Below are 23,394 nucleotides of genomic sequence, written 5' to 3'. Positions count from 1 at the left end.
GATGGCAGCGGAGGCAATAGCGGCAGGATAACGCTCTGCGCCGGCAGGACGATCTTCCACGGCAGATCTGACATGGCCGGACCTACGATCTTCAGGTTGTTGTCCATCGTCGCACGGGATCTTTTCATTCGTTGATCAATTCTTTGTCGACCTCCTCGGCTGTCACCTCTTCAGTATCGGGATAGGTGAAGGGAATGCGCGCGGCAAGCAGGAAGGCGGGAACCGTGGCCAGCAGCGCCCACATGAAGAAGTAGTGATAACCGCCCAAGCTGTCGCAGAGCCAGCCGCTGATCATACCCGGAAGCATCACGCCAAGGTTGGCAAGCGACGACCCGAAAGCATAGTGAGCCATCTGGTGCGAACCAGGCGCCACCTGCTGCATAATAAAGAGTGTAAGCCCCACGAAGCCAAATCCGTAACTGAAATATTCGAACACGATGGCTGCGCAGATCAACACGGGACTCGAAGGCTGAAACCATGCCAGCAGCGCATAGACCACGAACGGAACGTTGAAGATGCAGACCAGCGGGAACAAGGCACGCCGCAGTTTGAGCCACGAAATGAAATAGCCGCCCAGAATGGACCCCACGACGAAGGCGATCACGCCGAAGGTACCGTAATAAAGTCCAATCTGCTGTTCGGTAAGCCCCATGCCCTGCTGATCGAGCGGAGCGTTGAGGAACAGCGGTACGATCTTGATGACCAGACCTTCGGCGAAGCGGTAGAAAAGGATGAATGCGAAATAGATCCAGATATATTTCTTCTTGAAGAATTCCAGAAAGATGCGCTTCGTTTCGCGCATGGCGCCGCCGAAACTGTCGGCATGGGCCGTCGCGATGCCGCCTGAAGGCAACATACGGATGTGGTACAGCCCCAGCAGAAAAAGAATGCCGCCGCAAAGGCCCATCACGACCATCCACGCCTGCACGATTCCGACATGATCCTTAAGCGCACCGGCCAGATAGACCAATCCGCCCATGGCGAAGACCTTGGCGATGTTGTAAAAGGCTCCCTGCCAACCAATAAATTTAGCCTGCAAATCCTTGGAAAGTTCGGTGATATAGACGCCGTCGGTGGCGATGTCGTGTGTCGCGCCGCTGAAAGCCACAACCGTCATCAGGGCGATGACGTAAGGGAAAAAAGTTGGGAAACGGAAGCGACATGGCAACCAGCGCAAGTCCCAGCCCCGAAACCAGCTGCGTGGTGACGACCCAGAACTTCTTGGTCCTGAACATCTCCATCAGGGGACTCCAAAAGGGTTTGAGCGACCACGGCAAAATAATCAGCGAAGTCCAAAGCGTAATGCGGGCATCGTCGATACCCAGCCCTCGAAACATCAGCGTTGCCACCATGTTTACGATAATGAAGGGGAGTCCCATCGCAAAATAGAGCGTGGGAACCCATGCTAACGGCGACACTTTTCGGGAATTTGCAGACATCGGTTCTTTTTAGGTTTAGGTTAGAATTGATATAAAGACAGATCAACTTTTTGCAGCCGCAGAGGTTGTTGCTCCCGTTCTGCACCTTTGTTTCTATAAATTTGTTATTGTGAAATTCCGGAGTTCACGATCCTGACCGAGGACAAAAGCAGCAAAAAACCGCGATACGGCCAAACGCCTATTCGATCGGTTTGATCTCCGCCTCCCACCCCGTCAGCGTCGAAACGTAGGGAATCAGCAGCATCGCCATCTTGCGATGTCCCGCATAATTGGGATGGGCCGACGATCCGAGTTCGCTCCCGTCGTTGCAGTAGCCGGGCAGGATAGCCGCGAAATGGAGGTTCGGCACGACGCCGGACTGACACAAGTCGCGGATATAGGTGAAGGCCGGTTCGCTGACGCGCGGCGCCACGCAGAGGATCGGCATTTCGTCGCCGTAAGCGCCGCGCAGGGTTTGCAGGATACGGGTATAGGCGGCCGCAAACTCATCGCGCGAAGGATGCGGCAGGGTCGAAAAGTCGTTCGACCCCAGATTGATGACGACCAGATCGGGACGGTACGGCGACGCCGCGAAATCCCACGCCGGTTCCGCCGCCTCGTCGAACGTATTGGCGACGCGGTCGGCCATCGTATTCTGCGAAGTGGCGTTCTTATCGCCGTAATTGCGTGCCGCACCGCGTCCCGAATGGGCGATCAGCGTATAGTCGGCGCCGAAATAACGGGCGATGATGCAGGCATACGCCTTGTTGCAGTTCTCGGTTTGAGGTTTGAACGGCTCGTCTTTCGAAAGCCCCTCGGTCCCGTAACCGCAGGTCAGCGAATTGCCGATAAATTCGATATGCCGTCCGGGCGCGGGCGCCGCAGGCAGCAGACGCCGTCCCCTGTCAAGCAGGAAGGCATGGATCGTCGTGCGCCCCTGCTCGCCTTCGGTGCGTTTCTGCATCCGCACGGTATGTTCGCCGCGCCCCAGCTTCTCGGCCAGCACCACGACCGAATCCGTCCCGAACGTTGTAACGACACCGGCGTCGCGGCCGTCGACGGTCAGATTGTAGTAATTCTTTTTCGTATCCGAAACGCGCATCGCCAGCGAGCCGCCCGTAAAACGACACTCGAAACAGGTTCCGCTCCAGTCGAAACTCACGTCGCCGCCGTTTGTCTGCGTACGTCCGACATAGCGCACCTCGGACGACGCGGCGGGCGCCTCTGTCCGCTCCTGGGCGGAAACGGCGCCGGCGCACAACAGCGCCAGCACCGCAAAAATCAGCCGTCGGTTCATTGCTTCGCCTCCGCTTCATAGGCGCTGACGGCCCGCTGCAAGGGTCCCCACCAGTCGCGGTTGATGATATGTACGATGTCGAACACCATCAGCCCGTCGGACTCGCGGAGATTCATCTCCACGGCCCGCTTGAACCGGGTCGTATCGCGTTTGTAATCTTCGACATACATACCGCCGAAGAAGGGCCTGCCGCCCAGCAGACGGCGCGAATAGCGGCATCCGCCCTCAACGCTGAGGTGGTCGCCTTTCGACATCTCGCTGTCGGTCTCGTTCTTATGCAGGCCGTTGCTGCGGCGGTACTCGTCGACGGTCACGTTCCAGTAATAATTGCCGTTGGTGAAAATGTCCAGCAGTTCGGCATATCCGTAATTCTTATATTCGGGCGTGGCCCATGCGAAGTCCTGCGAAGGATCGTACGTATTGCTGGCCCAATTGACGCCCACTTCGAAATAGGACGGATACCACGCGCCCGTATAAGCGCCGAATTTCAGACCGGGCTTCACGGCTTTCAGCTCCTCTTTGGTGCGTTTGAAGAAGTTGTAGATCACCGACGCGCGCCACTCGATCCACTGTTTGAAATAAGGGCCGTCGATACGTCTCCAGCCGCCGTCGCCGTCCTCCTCCCACGCATAGACATCCTCCGGAAAACGATCCAGTTTTTTCCCGATATAGGCCTCGAATTCTCTGCGTGAGAAATCCGAAAAGTCGGACTGGATATTGTCATAACGGCCGCGGTCGAGCAGCAGGCCGTCGAAATCGTACTTCTGCGCCACCTCCTTGAAAATGGCGATTTCGTGATCCTGAACGGCAGAAAGCGCGGGATTGGCGAACAGCACCTTCTTGTCCGGAATCTCCAGCTGGGGCATCAATCCCCTGCCGGGAACATAGTTCACGGCCTGCCATTCGGGATGACCGTCGTAGATCAGTCCGCGGCGGAATACGCCGTTGCCTTCGGCAAAGGTGTTGAACGAACCGTAAATCTCCAGTCCGGCATCGTGCGCGGCATCGACGAAAGTTCCCACAAAGTCGAAATCGGGACGGATAAAGCCCTTCCACTCACGGACTTGCGGCGCATATTCGCTGGGATACACCACTTCGCTCGAAGTGCCCTTGACGTCGAGCACCAGCGCCGTCATGCCGGCCTCCCGGCACTTGTTCACATAATAACGGATCGAATCGGGGTAACTGAAACGCACCCAGTTGGCCGAACAGTCGAGCCACATCAGTTTGGGTTTCACCCCCTCGGCGGCACTCCGACAGCCGGTCGCACCTGCCGCGGCAAAGGCCAGCAGGCATACAGTCAGCAGTTTTTTCATGGAAAATTAAAAGCTATTTTCGTTTGTAGTTTCCGTAAATATCGACTTCGGCCGCATGGAAAGGATCGGCCACCGCATCGATCAGCAGCGCGCATTCGAGTCGCGTGAGCGGACGCGCCGGATCGTAACCGGAGAGCAGTCCGGCGGCGGCGCGCTCCGTCTGCGCCGCAATGTCCCCGGCCGGCTTGCCGAGCGCTTCGGCCAGCATCGCCGTCAGGAGCGCCCCGTCGACCGGCGTTTCCCGAACGGAGGAGCGTACCGACGGATAGACTTCACGCAGTCCTTCGCGCAGTTCGGATTCCGCGATCGTCCGATCGGCGTCGAACCAAGTCTGGTTCTCCCAGCCGACATTGGCTCCGCACCCCTTGAGGATTCCGGTCACGCCGATCCGCTGCATCGCCTTGAAACGCGGATCACCGGCCGGCAGGTCGAGGTACGGCAGCAGGTAGCCGCCCGCATCGAGCACCGCCTCCTGCACCCTGCGCACCGCAACTTCGGACGGATCGACGCCCGCCGCCGCGGCCAACGCCGCCAAGGCTCCCGTTGCCTGCCCGATCTGCAACACGACGGGTTGCAGGCGCGTGGAGCCATTGACGAGGTTGGTTACCGAAACCGATTTTTCGGCTACGAGCAACCCCGGAAATCCTGCGGGAATCACGATGCCCAGCGGAAAACCGTACGAGGGAATGGGATGGAAATAGAGGTCGGGCAGATCGTCCCAGCCCGAATAACGGGTATGATGCTGATCGACCGGATAATCGCCCACGCCGACCGCCGTACGGTAAAGCGTTCCGGCGTAGGGGTCGGTGATGTCGTTGAGCGTAAAACGCACGGCGCCGTGAATGCGCCGCGACTCGCGGTGATAGGGAATGAACGGCAGCCGGTCGTCCGTAGGGAACTCGTCGTCGGCCAATCCCAACGTATTGAATCCCAGCTCATGCTGAAGGAAATAGACGAATGACAGCGTATGACTCTTGGCCCTGCGGACGGCGTCGGCCCGCTCTTCGGGCGTCATGTCGATCATGTCCACGTAGCAATCGTTGCCCTCGATCGGCCAGTTGATCATGTATTTGCCGTTGGGCAGTTTTCCGTAAGTGATCATCATCTCGCGGGACCACATGCGATGCGGCTCCTTCGGAGCGACGCAAAGATCGTTCACGCAGCAGCAGGCAAAAAGCGACGGATCGTACCCGTCGGGCCGCGGAATCGTGACGTCGCGGCCATAATCCTTCAATACGGCGACATAGGTCAGGTCCTGCACGATGCCGTTGGCTTCGGCCGGGGCAATATCCTCGTGCGTGACGGCCGACGAATCCATGCCGACATCATAAGGGACGCCTGCCATCCGGGCGACGTCGCCCAGCTCCGTCGCATCGACGAGCACGTCGGCCTCGACCTGCCGGAGCCGGCCGTCCCGCCGGACACCCAGCCGCCATACATCCTTTTCGCGCTCGGCCGTCTCGGCCGCCGAACGGTACCACACGGTGAGCTTCGGCTCCCTGGCGACGAGCCGCTTGAAAATGCTGTCGCCCACCGAGGGTTCGAACAGCACGTTGCTGACCCACCCCGTCATCAAGGCCGAATCGCAGCCGTAATGCCGGGCCAGTTCCGTCCGGAACTCGTCCCAGATGCCGCCGCGCAGGCGGTAATTGCCGTCGGTGGCGCTCACGCCCGCCGAGGTGAGCATGCCGCCGAGCCAGTCGAACTCCTCGACGATCAAGGTTCGCGCCCCCATGCGGGCCGCTTGCAGTCCGGCCGCCGTTCCGCTCGCTCCCCCGCCGACGATCACCACGTCGTAACGCTCGGCGGAACCGCATGCAAACAGCCCCAAGCACGCCAGCAGCTGCAAATATTTCAGTCCGGTAAATCTCATATTCGGTCGCTTATTTTAAATCGACTGCGGCCCGGCTGATCCGCCCGAAGCGGTCCGTAGCCGACACCTCGACGCGCTTCGCCCCTTCGGGCAGCGCGACGCGGTAATAGTGGTCCGAAATCGAAGGGTAAATCCATTTATGGTCCATCTGACTGGTGTCGGAATAGAGCTGTTTCGCGGCGGGATCGTAAGCCTGAAACCGCTCGGCGGGACCGACCGGCACGCCGTCGATCGTAAATTCGACCTCCCACGCCGGGTCGCTGGCCCAGACGTTGGCCACGGCGTACCCTTCGAACTGGGGATATTCGCGGCCGCTGTAAATTTTCATCTGGTAATCCGCCGGATAACCCGTCGATTTGTAATACCAGTCGATCCGGTCGCCGTTCACCTCATAGACGCCGTACCCGGCGGGCGTGCCGTCGGTGCAGAGCGGTCCCTGCCACCATGCGCCGCTCAGGGCGGGTGTCACATGCTCGTAGAGACCGGGGGCGATGGACTGGTTGAAGGTCGTATGGGTATGGCCCGAAATGATATGCGCCCGGTAGGGTTTCAGAATTTCGTAAAGCCCCCTGTGGTTGGTCATCGTCGATCCGGCGCGGTCGTAGCGGAACTGCTTGCGGTCCTGCTCCTCGCAGGTCGAAGGAATATGCAGGCAGACGACCACCGTCGAACCGGGCTGCACGCGGGCAAGGTCCTTTTCGAGCCAGCGCATCTGCCGCTCTTCGAGATAGCCGATGTAAAAATAGTCGCGCCCGATGAAGAAGTTGTCGTCGAGCACCACGTAGTGGATGCGTCCGACGTCGAACGAATAGTAGACCGGGCCGTACATCTCCTCGAACTTCGAGAAGGAGGTTTCGTAAGAGCGTCCGTAGACCTCCATGTCGTGGTTGCCCATCGCGTTGCGGAACGTAATTCCCGTACGCTCCATCACCTCGTTGTACCGGCCGTAAAGCGAATGGTCGTGCGACACGATGTCGCCGCAGCAAATGCCGTGGAAAGGCATACCGCCGTAACTGCGGACCGTGGCGGCGATGTCGTCGGCCGCCGCCGCGAGTTTCGCAAACTCCTTCGGCGCCCATATCTGCGGATCGGCGATGGCGATGAACCCGTACCGCGAGTCGTCGCCCGCACGGCGGAGCAGCGTGAAATCGCAGGATTTGCCCTCGGCGGGCAGCGGGTGGAAATAGCGCACCACGCCCTTTTCCACCGGAGCGTCGTAGCCCGCAGGCACGCAAACGAAGACGAAGCGGTTGTCCGCACCGGCTTCCAGGCTGTAATTTCCTCTTTTGTCCGTGCGCGCGAACTCTTCGCCGTCGGAGACCCAGACGCCTTCCACGCCCCGGCCGCCGCAAAGGACGCGCCCCCTGACTGTGACGCTGCCCGCGGCCCATGCGCAGACACACCACAGCGACAACAGAATTGTCAGTAAATATCTTTTCATCGTTCCGTATTTTAACGCTGCTTGCATTGTTCGAGAATCTGCCAGCACTGGAACAGCCCGCGCGGCACATGGAAACATCCCTTCCATTTTCCGCCCTTGAGCGGCAGCAGCACCTCGCCGCGGCGGTTCAGGTAACCGAACCATTCGGGATGCTCCGCGTCCTTGAAATGCGCCCACGTATATTCGTGCAGTTTCCCGAACCACTCCAGACACTCCTTCGATCCGGTCAGCTGATAGCCCTTGATCATCGCGATCGCCGATTCGATATGCACCCACCAGAGCTTCTGATCCCATTCCAGCTCCACGCGGGGCGCGCCCTTGCGGTCCAGAAAATAGAAAATGCCGCCGTACTCCTTGTCCCAGCCGTATTCGGCGGTATTGAGCGCGATTCTCACCGCTTTGTCGATCAGCGCACGGTCGTCGAGACGCACGCCGAGGTTCATAATGAACCACATAGCTTCGAGCGAATGTCCGGGATTCATCTGACGGCCCTCGAACGTATCGGAAAGCTGTCCGTCCTCCGTGACATTCTCGACGATCAGCCCCAGCTCTTCCCGGTAAAACACCTCCATCACTTCGTGCAGGCACTCCCCGATCGTGTCGGCCAGCAACTGCTTGTCGATCATCGGCTCGATCTCCAGCGCCATGTTGCAGAGGATCATCGGCAGAGCGAAACTCTTGAGCGAACGCGTTCCGGGATAAGCCTTGCACCACTCGCCTTTGGGATTGGCGCGTTTCTCCAGAATCCGGTCGAAAGTCCGCTTGGCGATCAGGGCGTATTCGTCGCTGCCCGTCGCAACGGCGACCTGCGCAAAAGCCATCGCCGCGAACGTATAGGAGAAAATATTATAGGGCTGCACCAACGGGCGGCCTTCGCGCGTCAGCGCAAAATACCAGTTGTAGTTGCCGTCGTGGCCGTATTTGCGCAGGAACTCGGCTCCCTGCACGGCGCATTCGAGCCATTCGGGACGACGCTCCACCTTGTTATAGAGCATGGCGAACATCCACACTTCACGACCCTGCAACCAGATGAATTTGTCGGTATCGTAGACGCTGCCGTCACGATTGAGACACGTAAAATAGCCGCCGAATTCCCTATCTTGTGATTTTTCGAGCCAAAAAGGCAGTACACCATCCAGCAATTCGGTTTTGTACTGTTCCGCTAATCTTTTGAAGTCCATAATCTTATCTTATTTATATTGTTACCTTGTCCAGTATCGTTCGATCTCTTCGAGCGTGCGGCCCGACATCTCCGGCACCGCCTTCCATATCAGCAGCATATAAGGCACGCACATCGCGGCGAAGAGGAAAAAAGTCCCCGCCGGCGTCAGATTCGCGAGCATCCACGGCGTAAGCTGCCCGACCAGATAGGTCCCCGTCCAAAGCGAGAACCCCGCGATCGACATCGCCACGCCGCGCACACGAATCGGATACATCTCCGACAAAAGCACCCATACCACGGCGCAGACGGAGATGGCGCAGCAGAAAACATAGCATAGGAACGCCGCCAGCAGCACGCCGTCCGGCAGTCCGAGCCGCTCCCCGGTCAGGAAACAGGTCCCGATAAGCAGCAGCGACAGCGCCATGCCCGACACACCCCAGTAAACCAACTTCTTACGCCCGACGCGGTCGATGATCGCCAGTGCCAGCACCGTCGTCAGCATATTGACCGCTCCGACCAGTATCTGGGCGAACAGCGAGTCGCTGCCCGACCATCCGGCCCGCTCGAAAATCGACGGCCCGTAGTAAAGTACGGCATTGACGCCCATGAACTGTCCGAGAATGGCGATCGCCGTGCCGACAAGCACCGCCGTCCGGATGCCTTTCGACAGAAGGAGCCGCCACTGCGGGGTCTGCCCGCCGCCGACGGCCGTTTCGATGGCCGCAAGTTCCGCGGCGGCTTCCGCCCGGTCGCCGTTGATGCGGCCGAGCACACGCAGAGCGCGGTCCGTCCGTCCGCGAAGCGCCAGCCAGCGCGGGCTTTCGGGAATGAAGAAGATGATGACGAAGAAAAGCAGCGCCGGAAGGGTTTCGGCCCCCAACATGCCCCGCCACACTTCATCGACGAAGATCCGCTGCACCCACGCCGTTTCGAAACCGGCGGTCTGTCCCATGCGGAGCAGCAGGTAATTGACCGTATAGGCCGCCAGAAATCCCATCGTGACTGCCAGCTGGTAAAACGAGACCAGCATGCCCCGGCGGCGCGCCGCCGACACCTCGGAGATGTAAAGCGGCGAGACGATCGAAACGACGCCGATGCCCAGCCCGCCCACGATCCGGTAGACGACCAGCTGCGTGAAATCGGCGCAAAGGGCGCATCCCACGGCCGACACCGTGAACAGCACGGCCGAGACGAGCATCGTCCGCCGGCGTCCCAGCCGGTCGCTCAGCACGCCCGCACAGAGTACGCCGGCGACCGAGCCGGCCAGCGCACACCCCACATACCACCCCTGTTGCAGGCTGTCCAGCCCGAAGCGGGCCGTCACCAGCTCGACGGTGCCCGAAATCACGGCCGTGTCGTATCCGAACAGGAGTCCGCCCACGGCAGCCGTGACCGCAAGAAAGAGCATGTACGATATGTCAGCGCGCTGTTTCATGGAGCATTCACCGTTTCCGGTAAGGGTTGTCGATTTTAAAATAATCGCAGTAGCGATCGTAAAGATGTCCCGCCTGCGGATAGGCCGAATTGGGACTCATAAAGTGCGAGAATTCGAACGTGATGACATTCTGCATCCCGGCCCGCCGTGCGGCGTCCAGCTTCAGCAGCAGTTTCTCCCATTTGATCGGCAGGAAGCGGATCGGCATGTCGCGGTCGAACGACTCGATGTTGGTCCAGCACTCCATGCCGTATTTGTCGGCCAGCGCCTTGTTCACCACCAGATAATCGTACAACTCGCGGTAATCGACCTGCCCGTCCTGAAACGCGAGGATGTCCACCGCTCCGGCGACATTGCCCAGTATCTCGTTCCACTCGCGGCGGTGCTCTTCGACCGAAAGGGCCTTGTCGCCCGCCATCACCTGATCGGTCTTGATGCCGTGGATGTAGGGCGAAATCATCGTTTTCAGGCCGCCCGAAACCGCCTTGGCATGGCGGCCCACTTCCGCATAGATGCGCGACATGTTTTTGGTCCGGCGGCTGATCTCCTGCGACAGATACCACCCCTGAAACGACTTGTGATGTCCGTATCTGGCCCACACCTCGTCGATCAGTTTCAGGTTCAGGTCTATCTCGCGCCGGAAGAGGCCCTCCTGCCAGTATTTGCCCGAATCGTACATGCCGAAATAGAACGCCATGCCGTATTTGTCGGCCAGCGTGAGGAACATCTCCACCAGATCGACCGGTGGATAGTACACCTCCTCGCTTTCGAGCAGGCACTCGAACGGCGCGGCGATCCACCGTCCCAGCCCGGCGCGGATCAGCACCACAGTATTGATCCCCATGTTTTTCGACTTATTAGTCAAAACGGGTGCTGAAACGCCTCAAAAACAGGAAAACGCCACGCTATAGGTCAAAACGGGTGCCGATAGCGTGGCATTCTATTTGATTTTCAGTATATTTTGGCATTTGAAAATATAGAAATTGCATTATGAACAAAAAAATGCCCGACATGCAATTCCCCCATTGTAAAGAAGGACGGAAAACGCAAAAGCGTCCAACGATACAAGTGCATGGTTTGTGGACGCCGCTTCAGCGGCGGGCGTGATTTTACAAAAGAAGACATCTGGGAGATGTACCTGCACGGCAAGCAGACAATAGCCCAGATCAGTGAAACTACAGGTCTCAGTGCTTCGACCGTGACACGTCGGCTTGCCTCCATTTCGTTCAGCTGGGAACAGCCTAGGATCAAAGGAAGCGGTGTGATACATCTCGACGCCACGTATTTTGGGCGCAATACAGGAGTGCTGCTGGCTCTGGAAAGCGGAAGCGGCAGACTTCTTTACATGAAGCATATCGCCCACGAGCACATCAGTGATTACGAGGACGCTGTGAAACATATAGTAGGATGCGGGTATGCCATTCAGGGGATTGTCATTGATGGTTTTCAAAAGCTGTTTACCGTCCTTTCGGAATACAGAATACAGATGTGCCAGTTCCACATGGTGGCGATAATAAGAAGAAAACTGACCAAGAATCCGCAACTTGAGGCAGGAAAGGAGTTATTGGATCTTGCATACCGTCTAAAAGACATGAATGAAAGTGCATTCGTCAGTGCATTTGAGAAATGGAAGAGGAAATGGCATGACTTCCTGAAAGAAAAGACGGTCAACGAGATTACCGGACGCACGATATATACCCATCAACGGCTCAGATCTGCCATGGTCAGCATATCGACCTACCTTCCTTTTTTGTTTACATACGAGAAAGTCAGAGGTATGCCCAACACAAACAATATGATCGAAGGCACATTCACCGACATGAAGAAAGCCTTGCGGAATCATCCGGGAATGATTGAGGAAAACCGCAAGCGGATGATGAACGGGTTTTTCTTGGCATATGCCAAATTGCATAATGAAAAAGGAGACAACCGCTAAGGCCATCTCCTGAATCGCATTATGCATATTGGACGGCTTTATTCCTGGCGGAGGTGCTCCCCAGCAGAGCTCCGTTACGCTTTAAGCCGCAATGCAAAATAACAAAATACAGATGAATCCACCAAAAACGGGTGCCATTTTCAGCACCCGTTTTGACCTATAGAGCGAAAGCGCTCGCATCAAATATGTGTTCAAAAGTTTTGAATGGTCATATCATACTGACAGACACCAGTATTACAACGATTTTAGCACCCGAAATGACCTATACGCCTGTTTTTCATCGCCCGGAAATCGGCGTCCCACTCCCTGACGCCCCAATTCTGGTGGGGAATGTCCCAGCTCACCTCGTCGAGAAACGTCGCGCGGACAGGAATCGCTTCGAGGATGCCTTCGGTCCTGAAATCCTCGTCCGACAGGCCGCAAGCCGCGTCGCCGCCCGCCGCACTCTTCGGGGAGCAGGACGCCAGCACGACTGCGATCAGCACGGCCAGCGCTGCCGCAAAACCGCCCGGTTTAAGGTTATGTCCGTTCATCGGGTCTCTATTCCAAGGTTTTCAGATACTCCATATAGCGGTCGTACAAGTGCCCCGCCTGCAGGTAGGCCGACTGCGGACTCATAAAGTGCGAGAACTCGAACGTAATGGCGTTCCGGTAACCGGCCTGAGCCGCCAGCCCCATCTTGAGCCGCAGCTTCTCCCATTTGATCGGCAGGAACTTGATCGGCATATCGCGGTCGAAGGTCTCGGAATTGGTCCAGCACTCCAGTCCGTAACGGTCGGCCAGTTTCTTGTTGACTTTCAGAAAATCGACCAGTTCGTCATACGCCACATGGCCGTCCTGAAAGGCGACGATATCCACGGCGCCTTGGATTCCAGCAAAGATGGCGTCCCATTCGCGCTCATGGCTTTCGAGCGTCACAACGTTCTCCTTCGAAGTCGACGCATTGTACTGGCTGACGTTCTTGCTGCCATCAATATAAGGGGAAATCATGGTCGGAAGACCGCCGGAAACCTCCTTGCAATAGCGTCCCAGACTCGCATACAGATCGACGATCTTGCCGGTATTGCGGCTGCACTCCTGCGAAATATACCATCCCGCAAAGGATTTGCAATGCCCGTAACGGCTCCACGCCTCGTCGATCACACGCTTGTTCAGCGCCACCTCCTGTTCGTATTCGCCGCGGTCCCAGTACTTGCCCGAATCGTAGAGTCCGAACCAGAAGTTCATCCCCCACTTGTCGCTCAGGCGCAGGAACATATCGACCAGATCGACGGGAGGTTCGTAACACCCCTCCTCGGCCGTGAGCACCCGCGAGGGAAAAGTCTGCCAGCGGCGGTAACCGCAGCGGATCAGGATCACGGTGTCAATGCCTGCTTCGCGCATGTAGCCGAAATCACGGTCCCATTCGGCTTCGCCCCAGTTCTGATGGGGAATATCATGGCTGATTTCGTCGAGAAAAGTTCCTTTTATTCGCATAACTCATTTATTTAAAGTTCAAATTCAGGTTCTCCAAAAAAGCCTGCGGTTCGTAAAAAAGACCGTAACGGCCATAACCACGGCCGTGACCAGCACGCCCCGCACCACGCCCATCCACGGGCATAGCTCGGCAAAGGCCTGCAAACAGGGCGACAGATGCAGCAGCGTCAGCAGGGGCATGATGAGGAATCCGGCCGCCGTGTAGGCCACCATCGGATTCTGCCCGCATTTGACCAGCGCCGAAAAACGCACATTCAGCCGCCTCATCGCGATTCCGGCGGCGATCAGGACAAACGAAGCCAGCCCGGAGGTGACGAAAAAATAGCTGAACGTCGCGTAATCCTTCTTGATGCCCCCCTCGAACGCCTCCAGCGCCAGTCCCAGCCCCAGCCAGAAAAAGCCCCAGCCGAAAAGCGAACGGTGCAGTCTTCCGGTCGCGGAACCGTCTCCACGCAGCAGACGCCGGAGCAGGAGACAGAGCAGGACGCCCGCCGCGAGATTCACGACCAGCTGCCGTGCGAAAAGCCCCCACATATTCAGACATATCAGCGTCACGAGCAGGACGAGGGTCCAGACCTCCCGCCGCCGGGACGCCCCCGGCGCATCTTCGCCGCCGTGCGTCATCCATTCATAGATACGGTCTCCCGCAATCGTGCCGGGAATGATGATACAAAGGTATTTCAGGTAGTCGAAGCGGAAAAGCCACGGCACAGGCGACCAGTTCCACAACGCTTCGTTCCACGAACCTTCGACGCCGCTGCCCAGACGCAGGGCCGCCAGCAGCGCCAGCACCCCCAGGCGCGCCAGCAGGTTGTTCCGCGTATAGAGCCACACCAGGCTGCCGAAGAGCGCCATATTTGCAAGGACCAGAATGATGACGTCGCTCCGCTCCGCCGAGACGGGCAGCCCCCAGCCCCACCGGGCGGCCGCCAGCAGGGCTGCGATGCCGGCGACGCCGGACAGACAGACCATGCGGTTCTGCCGGTCCGAAAACCGGTCAATGCGCATGAAGAGCGCACAAAAACAGCCCCAGCCCGCCAGTTGCAGCAGCGAGGAACCCCATCCCGGCAGCGTTCCCGTCACCCCGGAACGCAGGTTGGCGAGGGCAACGGCGAAAAGCGCCAGCAACGCCCACCTGCGCACCACGACCGTCAGGATCAACGCCACCGATTCACCCCGCTGCTCCAGCCGCTTACGCAGGGCCAGCGGGAAAGCGGCCCCCATCGAGAAGAGGAAAAACGGGAAGACCAGATCGACCCACGTAATTCCCGGCACCGACGGATCGAAACGGAACGACGGTGGCGGCACCTGCGCATGGAACAGCCATGCAGGAAGTTCGGCGTGCCATAGGATCTGTCCCGACAGCACCATTCCCACGATAGCCAACCCTCGCAGCAAATCGACCGCATAAGCTCGCTTTTCCATCTGCAAGACGTGTTATTTCAGGTATTTCTGTTTCTTGAGGTAATCGGTCCAGATCACATACCCCACGGGGTGGAGGTGGATTCCGTCCTTCGTCAGGTCGATGCGCAGTTCGCCGTCGGCATCGGAAAGCAGCGGCACCAGATCGACGAACGTACACCACGGCTTGGCGTCGCACAACTGCACCAACCGCGCATTGAGCGTCCGCACCTGCGGATTATGCCCCTTGAGTCCGGGATAGGCCAGCCGCCGGGTATTGACCGGCAGCACGCTCTGAATATAGAGCCGGCAGCCGGGAACGGCCTCGTGCACCATGTCCGCCATGCGGGTGATGTTCATCACGATCGTGTCGACGGGCTGTCCGCCCGTCAGGTCGTTGATGCCCGCCATCAGGAAGATTTTGCGGGGCTTGCTTTTCAGGATGTCGGGCAGACGGTCGATCATACCGAAGGTATTGTCGCCGCCGATGCCGCGGTTCTCGACGTCGCCGCGTTTGAGCAGCAGGCTCCACCACCCCTGCTCGGTAATGCTGTTGCCGAGAAAGACGATCGCCCCCTGTTGCAGCCCCTCTTCGTCGTGGGCCGCACGGCGGGTATCGTAGTAGGCGTTATGGAATTTCTGCGCCGAAGCGCCGGATGCCGCGAAAAGGGCGGCCAAAAACAATATTACGATGCGTTTCACAATCAGTCTTTTTTAATTACGCCGTCGATACCGGTCTTGACATAAGACCACTGATCGGCTTTTTTCAGGTGAATCATATCAAACAGGAAATAACCGTCGCAGGCATTGATGCAGGCAGCGACCGAGGCGGTGATGGCCCGGTTCTCCTCCTCCTGCGGCACCTTGTCGTCGGCATCCCAGTTTCCCACGTCGGGGCCGCCGGCCACCATCGGGCACGCTCCCATCGTACGCTCCTTCGCCAGCAGGCAGAATCCCTGCATGGTCCATTCGGTCGTGCCGTAAACACGCGCCGGAGAGGCATAGGCCCCGATCAGCATCTGGTCCATCAGGTCAGCATAGCCGTAATCCATATATTTTTTCGTAGCCCATGAAAATTTGGACGAAGTGTCGTAATCGGGGCTGGCCCAATTGACGCCCACATCATAGTAGCTGGCATACCAGCCCCCGACGTATACGCCGAACTTGACCGACGGATTGACCGACTTGACGGCGGCGCGCGCCTTCTCCATAAAGTCGTGAATCACCTTCGCCCGGAATTCGAGCCACTGCTTCATATGCACAGGCACCGGCGAGGGTATGCCCGAAGTATGGCCCGCAGGCAGAATGTCGGCGGGAAAACTGGCAACCGACCGGCCGATATACTTTTCGAACTCCTTGCGCGTATAATTCGAGAAATCGCTGGTAAATCCGTCGAAGCGCCCCCGGTCGAGGAAGATTCCCGCCAGTCCGTCATAGGCCGCGAGGTCCTTGAGCATCGAACAGAGATACTCCTGCACTTCGGGCAATACCGGATTGAAGAACTTGGCGGACTGCGAAGTGGACATGATGTTCGTAATGCCGCCCGCCAAATTCAGATCGGTCGTCCATGCCCGCCTGGCCTCATCCCGAAAAACGACTCCGGCGCCGCCCAGCGAAGTCTGGTTGCCCCCCGTAAAGGTATTGATCGCGGCGTGAATGCGCAGGTCGAGCGACTTTCCGGCGTCGATAAACGCCTGCAGGTAGTCCCATGTGGCCGTGCGTTCGACTTTGGAATATCCGCCCGGCAGCCATGCGCCGAGCCACTCCACCTGATCGACCACCGACGTACGGAAAAGCACGTCGCCGGTAGTAGGCCGCACATCGACTACAATATCGGTGAATCCGGCCTCCCGGGCCTTGGTCAGATCGCGCAGTATATTCTCCTTGCTGTTGGCGAAATCGGGAAAGTTGGCGGCGGCATCGACCCAGATGAACCGGGGTTTCTCCACCCCCGGCTCCGGATCGGGATCGGGGTCGGGATCGGGCCACTCCCATTCGGGTTCCTTCGAATCCGAACCGCACGAAACAGCCCCGTATCCCAGCGTCAACGCCGCCAGAACCGCCGCAAACCATTTGATATTCTTTTTCATCTTCAAAATTATGCTTGTTTTAGGACCTGCATCCCCGGTCAGAGGGATGCAGGCAAAAGGGATGTTACTTGTCGACACAATCCCACTGTTCGGCACGGATATAGTTGGTATTTCCGCCGATCCAGTAAAGATAGAGATAATAACCGTCAGACGACTGGCTCAGCAGGATATCGCAGCTCGCCGTTCCGGAAACAGCCAGATATTTAGGCGTCGACGCATAGATCTTGGCTTTCGTATTGTCGAACGTCCCGGTGAAGAGATTGCGGTCTCCGACATCGAGCAGGATGGCACGCGATGCACTGTAAGCGAAGTGCGAACCGCCGAACACGGCGACGAACGGACTCTTATTGAAGACGGCGCACGACACATTGGCAAAATTCGAATTGGCGTCGTTCGCGCCTTTGTCGATAAATGCCACACGCGAATTGGTCGCTCCGTCGATCCACTCCGCCCCATTGGTCGAATAGCTGGCTTTGAAATAAGGTCCGGTAATATCCGTCGACAGATATTCCACATCGACATTGCCGCCGTTCCAGAGTCCGCAACCCGCAATCGTAACCTTTTCGGGAGTACCCCAGACGCCATCGGTCACGATGATACGGACGAACGAACTCCAGTTTGCGGGACTTGCCCAAGCCCAACAGTTGATCGTGACGACGGCGTCTGCGTCTATATCGCCCTTGATCGAAATCTTGCTGCCGATCTTACCGCCCGTGGCATTCGACCAGGTCATGACCTCCTTCGGGGTATCGGTAACATGATCCAGACGATAAATGGTCTGCGACGCACCGTTGGCGGCAATCGAACACATCACGATATGGTTGGCTTCATCCGAAGTGATAGCGCCTCCACCGAGATTGATGCCGCCCATATTCACCGTTCCGGCCTTGACACCGGTAAGCTTGTTGACATAAACGATCTCGCTCTCGCCGGAGCAAATAAGCAAGTGATCGCCCAAAATGCCCAGCGTATAATTCGTCGTTCCGCTCATTCCGTAATCAGTCTTGAACGTTTCGGAAACGAACAGGTTCTTCTGACTGCCCGAACGAATACCGGTCGGAACCTTCGCCGGAACCTCTTTCTTAACGGTGTAAACCGTCTTGCTTACCCCGTCATACGCAGTGACGGTCAGCTTGGGCGACGCATTCCAGTCGATAACCGTCGTTGCCGGATCGGGTGAAATCGTAGCATGATACGAAAGCCGGTAGGTTCCCGTACAAGGTTCGATATTACCGGCTGCGATCAGCGACACCTCTTTGGTTTCCTGATCAATGATGGCGTTCAAACCCTGCGACGGAAGCGACAGCTCCTCCAGCAGACAGGCTTTGCTCTTCACGATCCGCCCCCTGACTTTATAAACCTTCTTTTGCTTGAGCTGATCGGTAACCGTAATATAGTTGTCCTCGTTCAAATTCATATAAAGGACCGCAGGGTCCACCGTAACATTGTCGTCGAGATTCAGGCTGATGCGCATTTTGTCGAGCATCTTACCGCTCACGACATCATCGCTGCTCTCCGGATAAAACCACGGAATCTCGACCGTGATCTCATCGCTGCCCTCCGTCGGATATCCTTTGAATTCGCCGTAAAATTCGGCTGCCCCCTCGCTATTGTTCTTTACGAATTGGGCGGTTACGCTGTTGATGCCGTTACGCGACACGGAAGGCAACAGCTCGTCGGGCTGGTGACAGCCCGCAAAGAGCAGACCGGCCGCCGTCAGGAAAGAAAATATGGTATTTTTCATAATTGTAATTCAAGATTTATTTCCACTCGTCATACTGTTCGATAGCCGAGTTGTTCGCCAACTCATCGTAAGGAATCGGGAATACGTAGGTCTTCGCCAGGAATTTACGGTCCTGCAAATCACAATCCACATACTCGAATTTGAAAGCGCCCTGATGCGGCGTGATCTTCAGTCCGTGCACACGGTAACCGTTATACTCCTTGTCGGCGAGTTTCCAGCGGCGCATGTCCCAATAGAGGTGCCCTTCATACGCCAGCTCGATCTTGCGTTCCTGACGTATCGCTTTGAAAAGATCGTTCCCCGAAAGGCCCGAAAGAGCGGGCAGATTCACACCGGGACGCTGTCTCACGGCATTGACATCCTCCAAAGCGGCCCCCGAAGCGCCCAAACGATAGTTCGCCTCGGCACGGATGAGGTAAATTTCAGCCAGACGAAGTTCCACCCAAGTCTGCGTGCTGACCTTGATAACCGAGAAATCGGTGTGGCTTTCATCGAGGTATTTGCGCAGATAATAACCGGTAGTAGTACGTCCCTTCGGATAGGTGGCGCTACGATAATCCATATACTGCCCGTAAGTACCTCCAACGCTGTTGGTCATTGTATGCCCCTTCCATTGCGCTCCGTGATAAAGAACCGTCGCAGCGAAACGGGGTTCCAGCTGATCGTAAGGAGGCAACTCGGTCGTCTCGCCGTGCCATTTGCTCCAATCTACGGTTTTGCCGTCCTTCGACTGATACGATTCGACCATCTCCTGCGTCGGGCAGCCTTTACCTCCGTCGTTGTCCATATCGCCGTAAGGAACATAGTCGTTATCGAAAGTATGATTGGGACCCGTTACCAGATAGTTGTATTCGAGAATCGACTCACTATTCCCCCCTTTGAAAGCATCCTCGTACTTATCGGTCAAAGAATAGACCTGCAACTTGAAAACCGAATCCGCCGCGTCTTTGGCATCCTGCCAGCGTTCGGCATAAAGCATCGTCCGTGCAAGCATGGCCCAAGCCGCGCCGCGCGTCACACGCTCCTTGTTGGCCGCGTCCCAGCGCACCGGCAATACCGAAGCCGCATACTTGAGGTCCGAGGCAATCAGATCCCAGGTCTCGGAGGCAGAGCTGCGGTCTTTATTCTTCTGGAGATTCATATCCGTATAGAGGATTACCCCTCCATGCCGTTTGGCCAACTGAAAATAGACGAATGCGCGGAAAAAACGGGCCTGCGCCTCAAGTTTAGCATTCTCTTCCGCCGAGAACGTGGAATGCTTCCGCATGGATTCCAAGAACTCATTGATACGGCGGATACGCTCATATCCACCCGTCCACGCATCGAGCAGGTTGCCCGTCGACGACATCGTTTCAGGCGTAAACACATAATTATTGGAGTCTCCGGCCTTATTGCCCGGAACGTACGAACCGTATTTGAAAGTTTCGGTAAGTCCCTCGGTCAGATTACCTTGAAACTGGGCGGAGCCGAACTGTCCGTAACGGTCAATATACGGATAAAAACCGTTAAGGTAAAGCGTCGCCGTGTGTATATCGTTCCAAACCACCTTGTCCGAGATACTGTCATGCGGCGTGGTATCGAGGAAATCGTTGCAACCGACTAAAGAGAACGTCAGCAACGACATCATGGCTATTTTAATTCCTGTTTTCATAATTTCTCCGTTTTTCATGTTAGAATGCCAAGTTTACACCGAACGAGAAGATACGCTGCTGCGGATAATAACCGTTCGACACACCGGGCTGTTCAGGATCAATGTTGAATTTGGTCAGTTCACTGACAGTCCAAAGGTTCTGTCCTTCGAAATAGATACGCAGACGGTCGATGCCGATCCGGCTCATCCATTTCTGCGGGAAGGTGTATCCGATCTGCAAATTCTTCAGACGCAGATAATCGCCGCTGCGATACCAGAAAGTCGAAGAATAGGCATTATTCGAACTGGCCTGCACGATACTCAGACGCGGGAATTCGGCATTGGTGTTATCTTCCCGCCAAGAGTTCTCCACAAGGTATTTCGGCGAATTGCCTCCGTGATAGAACGGCTTGGTCATCTGCGTGTTGTCCATGATTCCTCCGCTGTACACACCCGTCAGAGCCACATCCCGGCCCAAGCCTGCCTGAAACAGGAAAGAGAGGTCAATGCCTTTCCAATCACCCGAAAAAGAAAGGCCTCCCACAAATTTGGGATAAGCGGCGGCCCCGACATAACCGCGGTCCTGTTCATAGGAAATCACACCGTCGCCGTTGCGATCGACATACTTAATATCGCCCACACGAACGGCTTTACCCACAATCGTCGGAGAATTGTCGATCTCCTCCTGGCTCTGGAACAAACCGGCGGAGATAAAGCCGACCTGGGCGCCGACCTCCTTACCCGTAAGCTTGAGCCAATCGGGCGTATTGGCGGCATCGTTATAGTGCAGCCATTTACGCTTGGTGTATGTACCGGTCAGACTCACGTTGTAATTGAAATCTCCGACACGGTTACGGTGGCTCAACGTAATCTCAAAACCCTTATGAGCTTGTTTATTGCTGTTTTCATACTTCGGATAATAACCGCCGAAAGAGCTGGGATAGGTGGCAGTCACACCACTCAGAATATCATAGATGTATTTATAGAATACATCGAACTCAACACCAAGTCTGCCACCCCACATGGACAGGTCGAATCCTCCGTTATATTGCAGATTCTTCGCCCATGTCAGATTCTCATTCGCCAAACTCGAAGTAAGCATTCCGTCGACACCGACGCCTCCGAGGACAACGGCCGGAGTATCCAGAAAGCCTAATGTATTCAAATACGAATAAGCGCTGATACCCGTCGTACCCGTAAGACCGATACTTGCACGCAACTTCAAGTTGTCGATCGCTTTGGAATCGAACCAAGGCTCATTAGATATTCTCCAACCGACCGATGCGGCAGGGAAAGGAGACCAGCGTTTTCCATCAACCATACCGCCGAACAGATAACTGCCATCATACCGGCACGACAATTCGACAAGATACTTATTGGCATAATCGTAATTGACACGGGCCGCGAAACCGGCTTTGCGCGCAACGGAGCTCATACCGTTGATCGACATCTTGTCGGGAATGCTGGCGTATTTGAGTTCGGCAAGTTCCTTGATCGAAAATCCTTCTCCGTAAGCGCTGAAATTATTGCCGTCGTTAGAGTAGGTCTCCATCAGCAGGATTGCAGAAACATTATGCTTCCCGAAGGTGTTGGCATAATTAAGCGAAGCGTTAGTCGTAATCTGCGTGTTGCGCGTAAGCCCCTCCGTCAGCGAATTTTCGGATTTTTTACGCGAATCCCAGTTTTCAGCATAGGAAATATTGCCGTCAAGAGTCGTGGGAAGCGTTGCAACCATCGTACGGAAAGGCGTGGAATAAATCTTGGAATAGGTCTGCGAATAGTCATAGGCCACCATGAATTTCGCAGACAAACCCTTCAGGAAAGGAAAATCATACTTAAGCGAAACATTCGACTGAAAATAGAACGTATTGCTTTTTGCATAACCCGACTCCTCGGAAGAAGCGAGCGGACTTACGGTAGCGCTCGAAGTATTGGTCGAAACAGGCAGCCCGTTATAATTTTCGGGCACGTAAGGATGCGCACGCATAGCCTGCTGCGCGATATTGTTCCAATCGGCGGGATCGCCCGAAAATCCGGGACGATTGCTGCGCTGCACACGACCGGCCAGATCCACGGCCATCGTCCAGTTCTTGGCGATCTTGGCTTCGATATTCGAACGGATATTAATACGGTCGAACGAGAAATTCTTCACATTGCCCTCCTGATCGAAGTAACCGATCGAAGTAAAGTACTTGATCCGCTCGTTGCCGCCCGTCACATTGAGGTTGTGCGACTGGTTGTACCCCGTACCGAAAGTCTTTTCATACCAGTTCGTATTGCCCCAGCCGTCGCTCGGATCGCCGTTGAGCATCATGTCGATCTGGCGCTGCGTGAAAATCGGCGTGTCTCCGTCCATTTCACGGGCTTTGTTATACCAATAGGCATACCCCGGACCGTCGAGCATTTCGAGCATTACGGCATTCTGGCTCAAACCGAAAGTGCCGGTGTAGGAGATCTTGGCCGGAGCGGCCTTGCCCCTTTTGGTCGTCACGATAATGACAGCCGAGGCATCCATACCGTAAATCGCAGCCGACGATGCGTCCTTGAGCACCGAAACGCTTTCAATATCATTGGGATCAATCTGGCTGAAATCGCGGGCTACACCGTCCACAATGTACTTTGCGCCGCTGCCTCGCACCAAAATGCTGGCGCCGTCGCTGCCGGGCTGTCCCGACTGCTGCAAGGCCACCACGCCGGCGACACGCCCGCCCAGCATATTCGTCACATTTCCCATCGGCGCCTTGAGCAGTTCCTTGCCGTCGATTTGCGAAACGGCGCCCGTAATGCTCGCGCGTTTCATCGTACCGTAACCGACGACAACGACTTCATCGACTCTGGCAGAGTCTTCCTTGAGAGAAACATCAATGGAGGTAATTCCCCCCCCCCACGGTTTTTCGCTCGGACACCATACCTAAATACTGGAACTCCAATGTGTTGCCAGGTTTAGCAGCGATGGAATACTGACCCTGGAGGTTGGTAATGGCACCCGTATTGGTACCTACGACGATAACAGTTACGCCCATCAGAGGGTGCCCGCTCTCATCCGTAACCGTTCCCGTCACCCGCGTCTGGGCGGAAGCCGCACCGACAACAAGCAATGACATCAGAAGCGCCATGCACTTCCTTGTCAGGGAATTCTTGAAAATAGAGAAGAACTCTTTCATAGAATTACATT

Annotated in this window: 14 protein-coding genes and 4 pseudogenes; 1 reads left to right on the top strand and 17 read right to left on the bottom strand. The window is 56.5% G+C overall.

Annotated features, from left to right (window positions below):
* Positions 1-124: 124 nt before the first annotated feature.
* From NQ492_RS12740 to NQ492_RS12705, 8 genes and pseudogenes are all read right to left on the bottom strand, one after another.
* Positions 125-1,439 (bottom strand): annotated as a pseudogene (locus NQ492_RS12740) (MFS transporter).
* 178 nt (positions 1,440-1,617) lie between these two features.
* Positions 1,618-2,715, bottom strand: a complete 1,098-nt coding sequence (locus tag NQ492_RS12735) for an SGNH/GDSL hydrolase family protein (protein ID WP_015546795.1) — start codon at positions 2,713-2,715, stop codon at positions 1,618-1,620.
* Positions 2,712-4,031 (bottom strand): alpha amylase family protein, encoded by a 1,320-nt coding sequence (locus tag NQ492_RS12730; RefSeq protein WP_015546794.1) that lies wholly within the window; start codon positions 4,029-4,031, stop codon positions 2,712-2,714. Before NQ492_RS12730 ends, NQ492_RS12735 begins: the two co-directional genes overlap by 4 nt.
* 13 nt (positions 4,032-4,044) lie before the next feature.
* Positions 4,045-5,904 (bottom strand): FAD-dependent oxidoreductase, encoded by a 1,860-nt coding sequence (locus NQ492_RS12725; protein WP_015546793.1) that lies wholly within the window; start codon positions 5,902-5,904, stop codon positions 4,045-4,047.
* Positions 5,905-5,914: 10 nt separating this feature from the next.
* The gene (locus NQ492_RS12720; RefSeq protein ID WP_044054202.1) at positions 5,915-7,345 is read right to left on the bottom strand and encodes a calcineurin-like phosphoesterase C-terminal domain-containing protein; all 1,431 of its coding nucleotides are present in this window, start codon (positions 7,343-7,345) and stop codon (positions 5,915-5,917) included.
* An 11-nt stretch (positions 7,346-7,356) separates the two neighbouring features.
* On the bottom strand, positions 7,357-8,526 hold the full coding sequence (locus NQ492_RS12715) for a n-acyl-d-glucosamine 2-epimerase (protein ID WP_015546792.1): 1,170 nt from the start codon (positions 8,524-8,526) through the stop codon (positions 7,357-7,359).
* Positions 8,527-8,547: 21 nt separating this feature from the next.
* A complete protein-coding gene (locus tag NQ492_RS12710; protein ID WP_015546791.1) occupies positions 8,548-9,942 on the bottom strand; it encodes a sugar porter family MFS transporter in 1,395 nt (464 codons plus the stop codon).
* Positions 9,943-9,949: 7 nt separating this feature from the next.
* Positions 9,950-10,792 (bottom strand): annotated as a pseudogene (locus NQ492_RS12705) (DUF4434 domain-containing protein); the annotation flags it as partial.
* A 147-nt stretch (positions 10,793-10,939) separates the two neighbouring features.
* On the opposite strand from NQ492_RS12705, the pseudogene NQ492_RS12700 reads away from it, so the two are divergent.
* Positions 10,940-11,878, top strand: a pseudogene (locus NQ492_RS12700) (IS256 family transposase, variant Zn-binding type); the annotation flags it as partial.
* A 263-nt stretch (positions 11,879-12,141) separates the two neighbouring features.
* Here NQ492_RS12700 and NQ492_RS12695 read toward each other — a convergent pair.
* From NQ492_RS12695 to NQ492_RS12655, 9 genes and pseudogenes are all read right to left on the bottom strand, one after another.
* A pseudogene (locus NQ492_RS12695) lies at positions 12,142-12,411 on the bottom strand (DUF4434 domain-containing protein); the annotation flags it as partial.
* Positions 12,412-12,418: 7 nt separating this feature from the next.
* Positions 12,419-13,354 carry a DUF4434 domain-containing protein gene (locus NQ492_RS12690; RefSeq protein WP_015546790.1) on the bottom strand — a complete coding sequence of 312 codons (936 nt, stop codon included), beginning with the start codon at positions 13,352-13,354 and terminating at the stop codon, positions 12,419-12,421.
* A 24-nt stretch (positions 13,355-13,378) separates the two neighbouring features.
* Positions 13,379-14,779 carry a DUF5009 domain-containing protein gene (locus NQ492_RS12685; RefSeq protein WP_015546789.1) on the bottom strand — a complete coding sequence of 467 codons (1,401 nt, stop codon included), beginning with the start codon at positions 14,777-14,779 and terminating at the stop codon, positions 13,379-13,381.
* Between the two features lie 12 nt (positions 14,780-14,791).
* Positions 14,792-15,457 (bottom strand): GDSL-type esterase/lipase family protein, encoded by a 666-nt coding sequence (locus tag NQ492_RS12680; RefSeq protein ID WP_044054196.1) that lies wholly within the window; start codon positions 15,455-15,457, stop codon positions 14,792-14,794.
* Positions 15,458-15,459: 2 nt separating this feature from the next.
* Complete coding sequence (locus NQ492_RS12675) at positions 15,460-16,845, bottom strand: alpha amylase family protein (protein ID WP_015546788.1); 1,386 nt, start codon at positions 16,843-16,845, stop codon at positions 15,460-15,462.
* A gap of 64 nt (positions 16,846-16,909) precedes the next feature.
* Positions 16,910-18,589 (bottom strand): DUF5018 domain-containing protein, encoded by a 1,680-nt coding sequence (locus NQ492_RS12670; protein WP_015546787.1) that lies wholly within the window; start codon positions 18,587-18,589, stop codon positions 16,910-16,912.
* A gap of 16 nt (positions 18,590-18,605) precedes the next feature.
* Positions 18,606-20,243, bottom strand: coding sequence for a RagB/SusD family nutrient uptake outer membrane protein (locus NQ492_RS12665; protein ID WP_044054755.1), 1,638 nt, complete (start codon positions 20,241-20,243; stop codon positions 18,606-18,608).
* 16 nt (positions 20,244-20,259) lie between these two features.
* On the bottom strand, positions 20,260-23,085 hold the full coding sequence (locus NQ492_RS12660) for a SusC/RagA family TonB-linked outer membrane protein (RefSeq protein WP_083810198.1): 2,826 nt from the start codon (positions 23,083-23,085) through the stop codon (positions 20,260-20,262).
* Complete coding sequence (locus tag NQ492_RS12655) at positions 23,081-23,383, bottom strand: carboxypeptidase-like regulatory domain-containing protein (protein ID WP_015546784.1); 303 nt, start codon at positions 23,381-23,383, stop codon at positions 23,081-23,083. The genes NQ492_RS12660 and NQ492_RS12655 overlap by 5 nt, the downstream gene beginning before the upstream one ends.
* Between the last annotated feature and the right edge of the window lie 11 nt (positions 23,384-23,394).

It is taken from the genome of Alistipes shahii WAL 8301 (assembly GCF_025145845.1).
Classification (GTDB): domain Bacteria; phylum Bacteroidota; class Bacteroidia; order Bacteroidales; family Rikenellaceae; genus Alistipes; species Alistipes shahii.
This window is presented reverse-complemented; position numbering and strand designations above follow the sequence as displayed.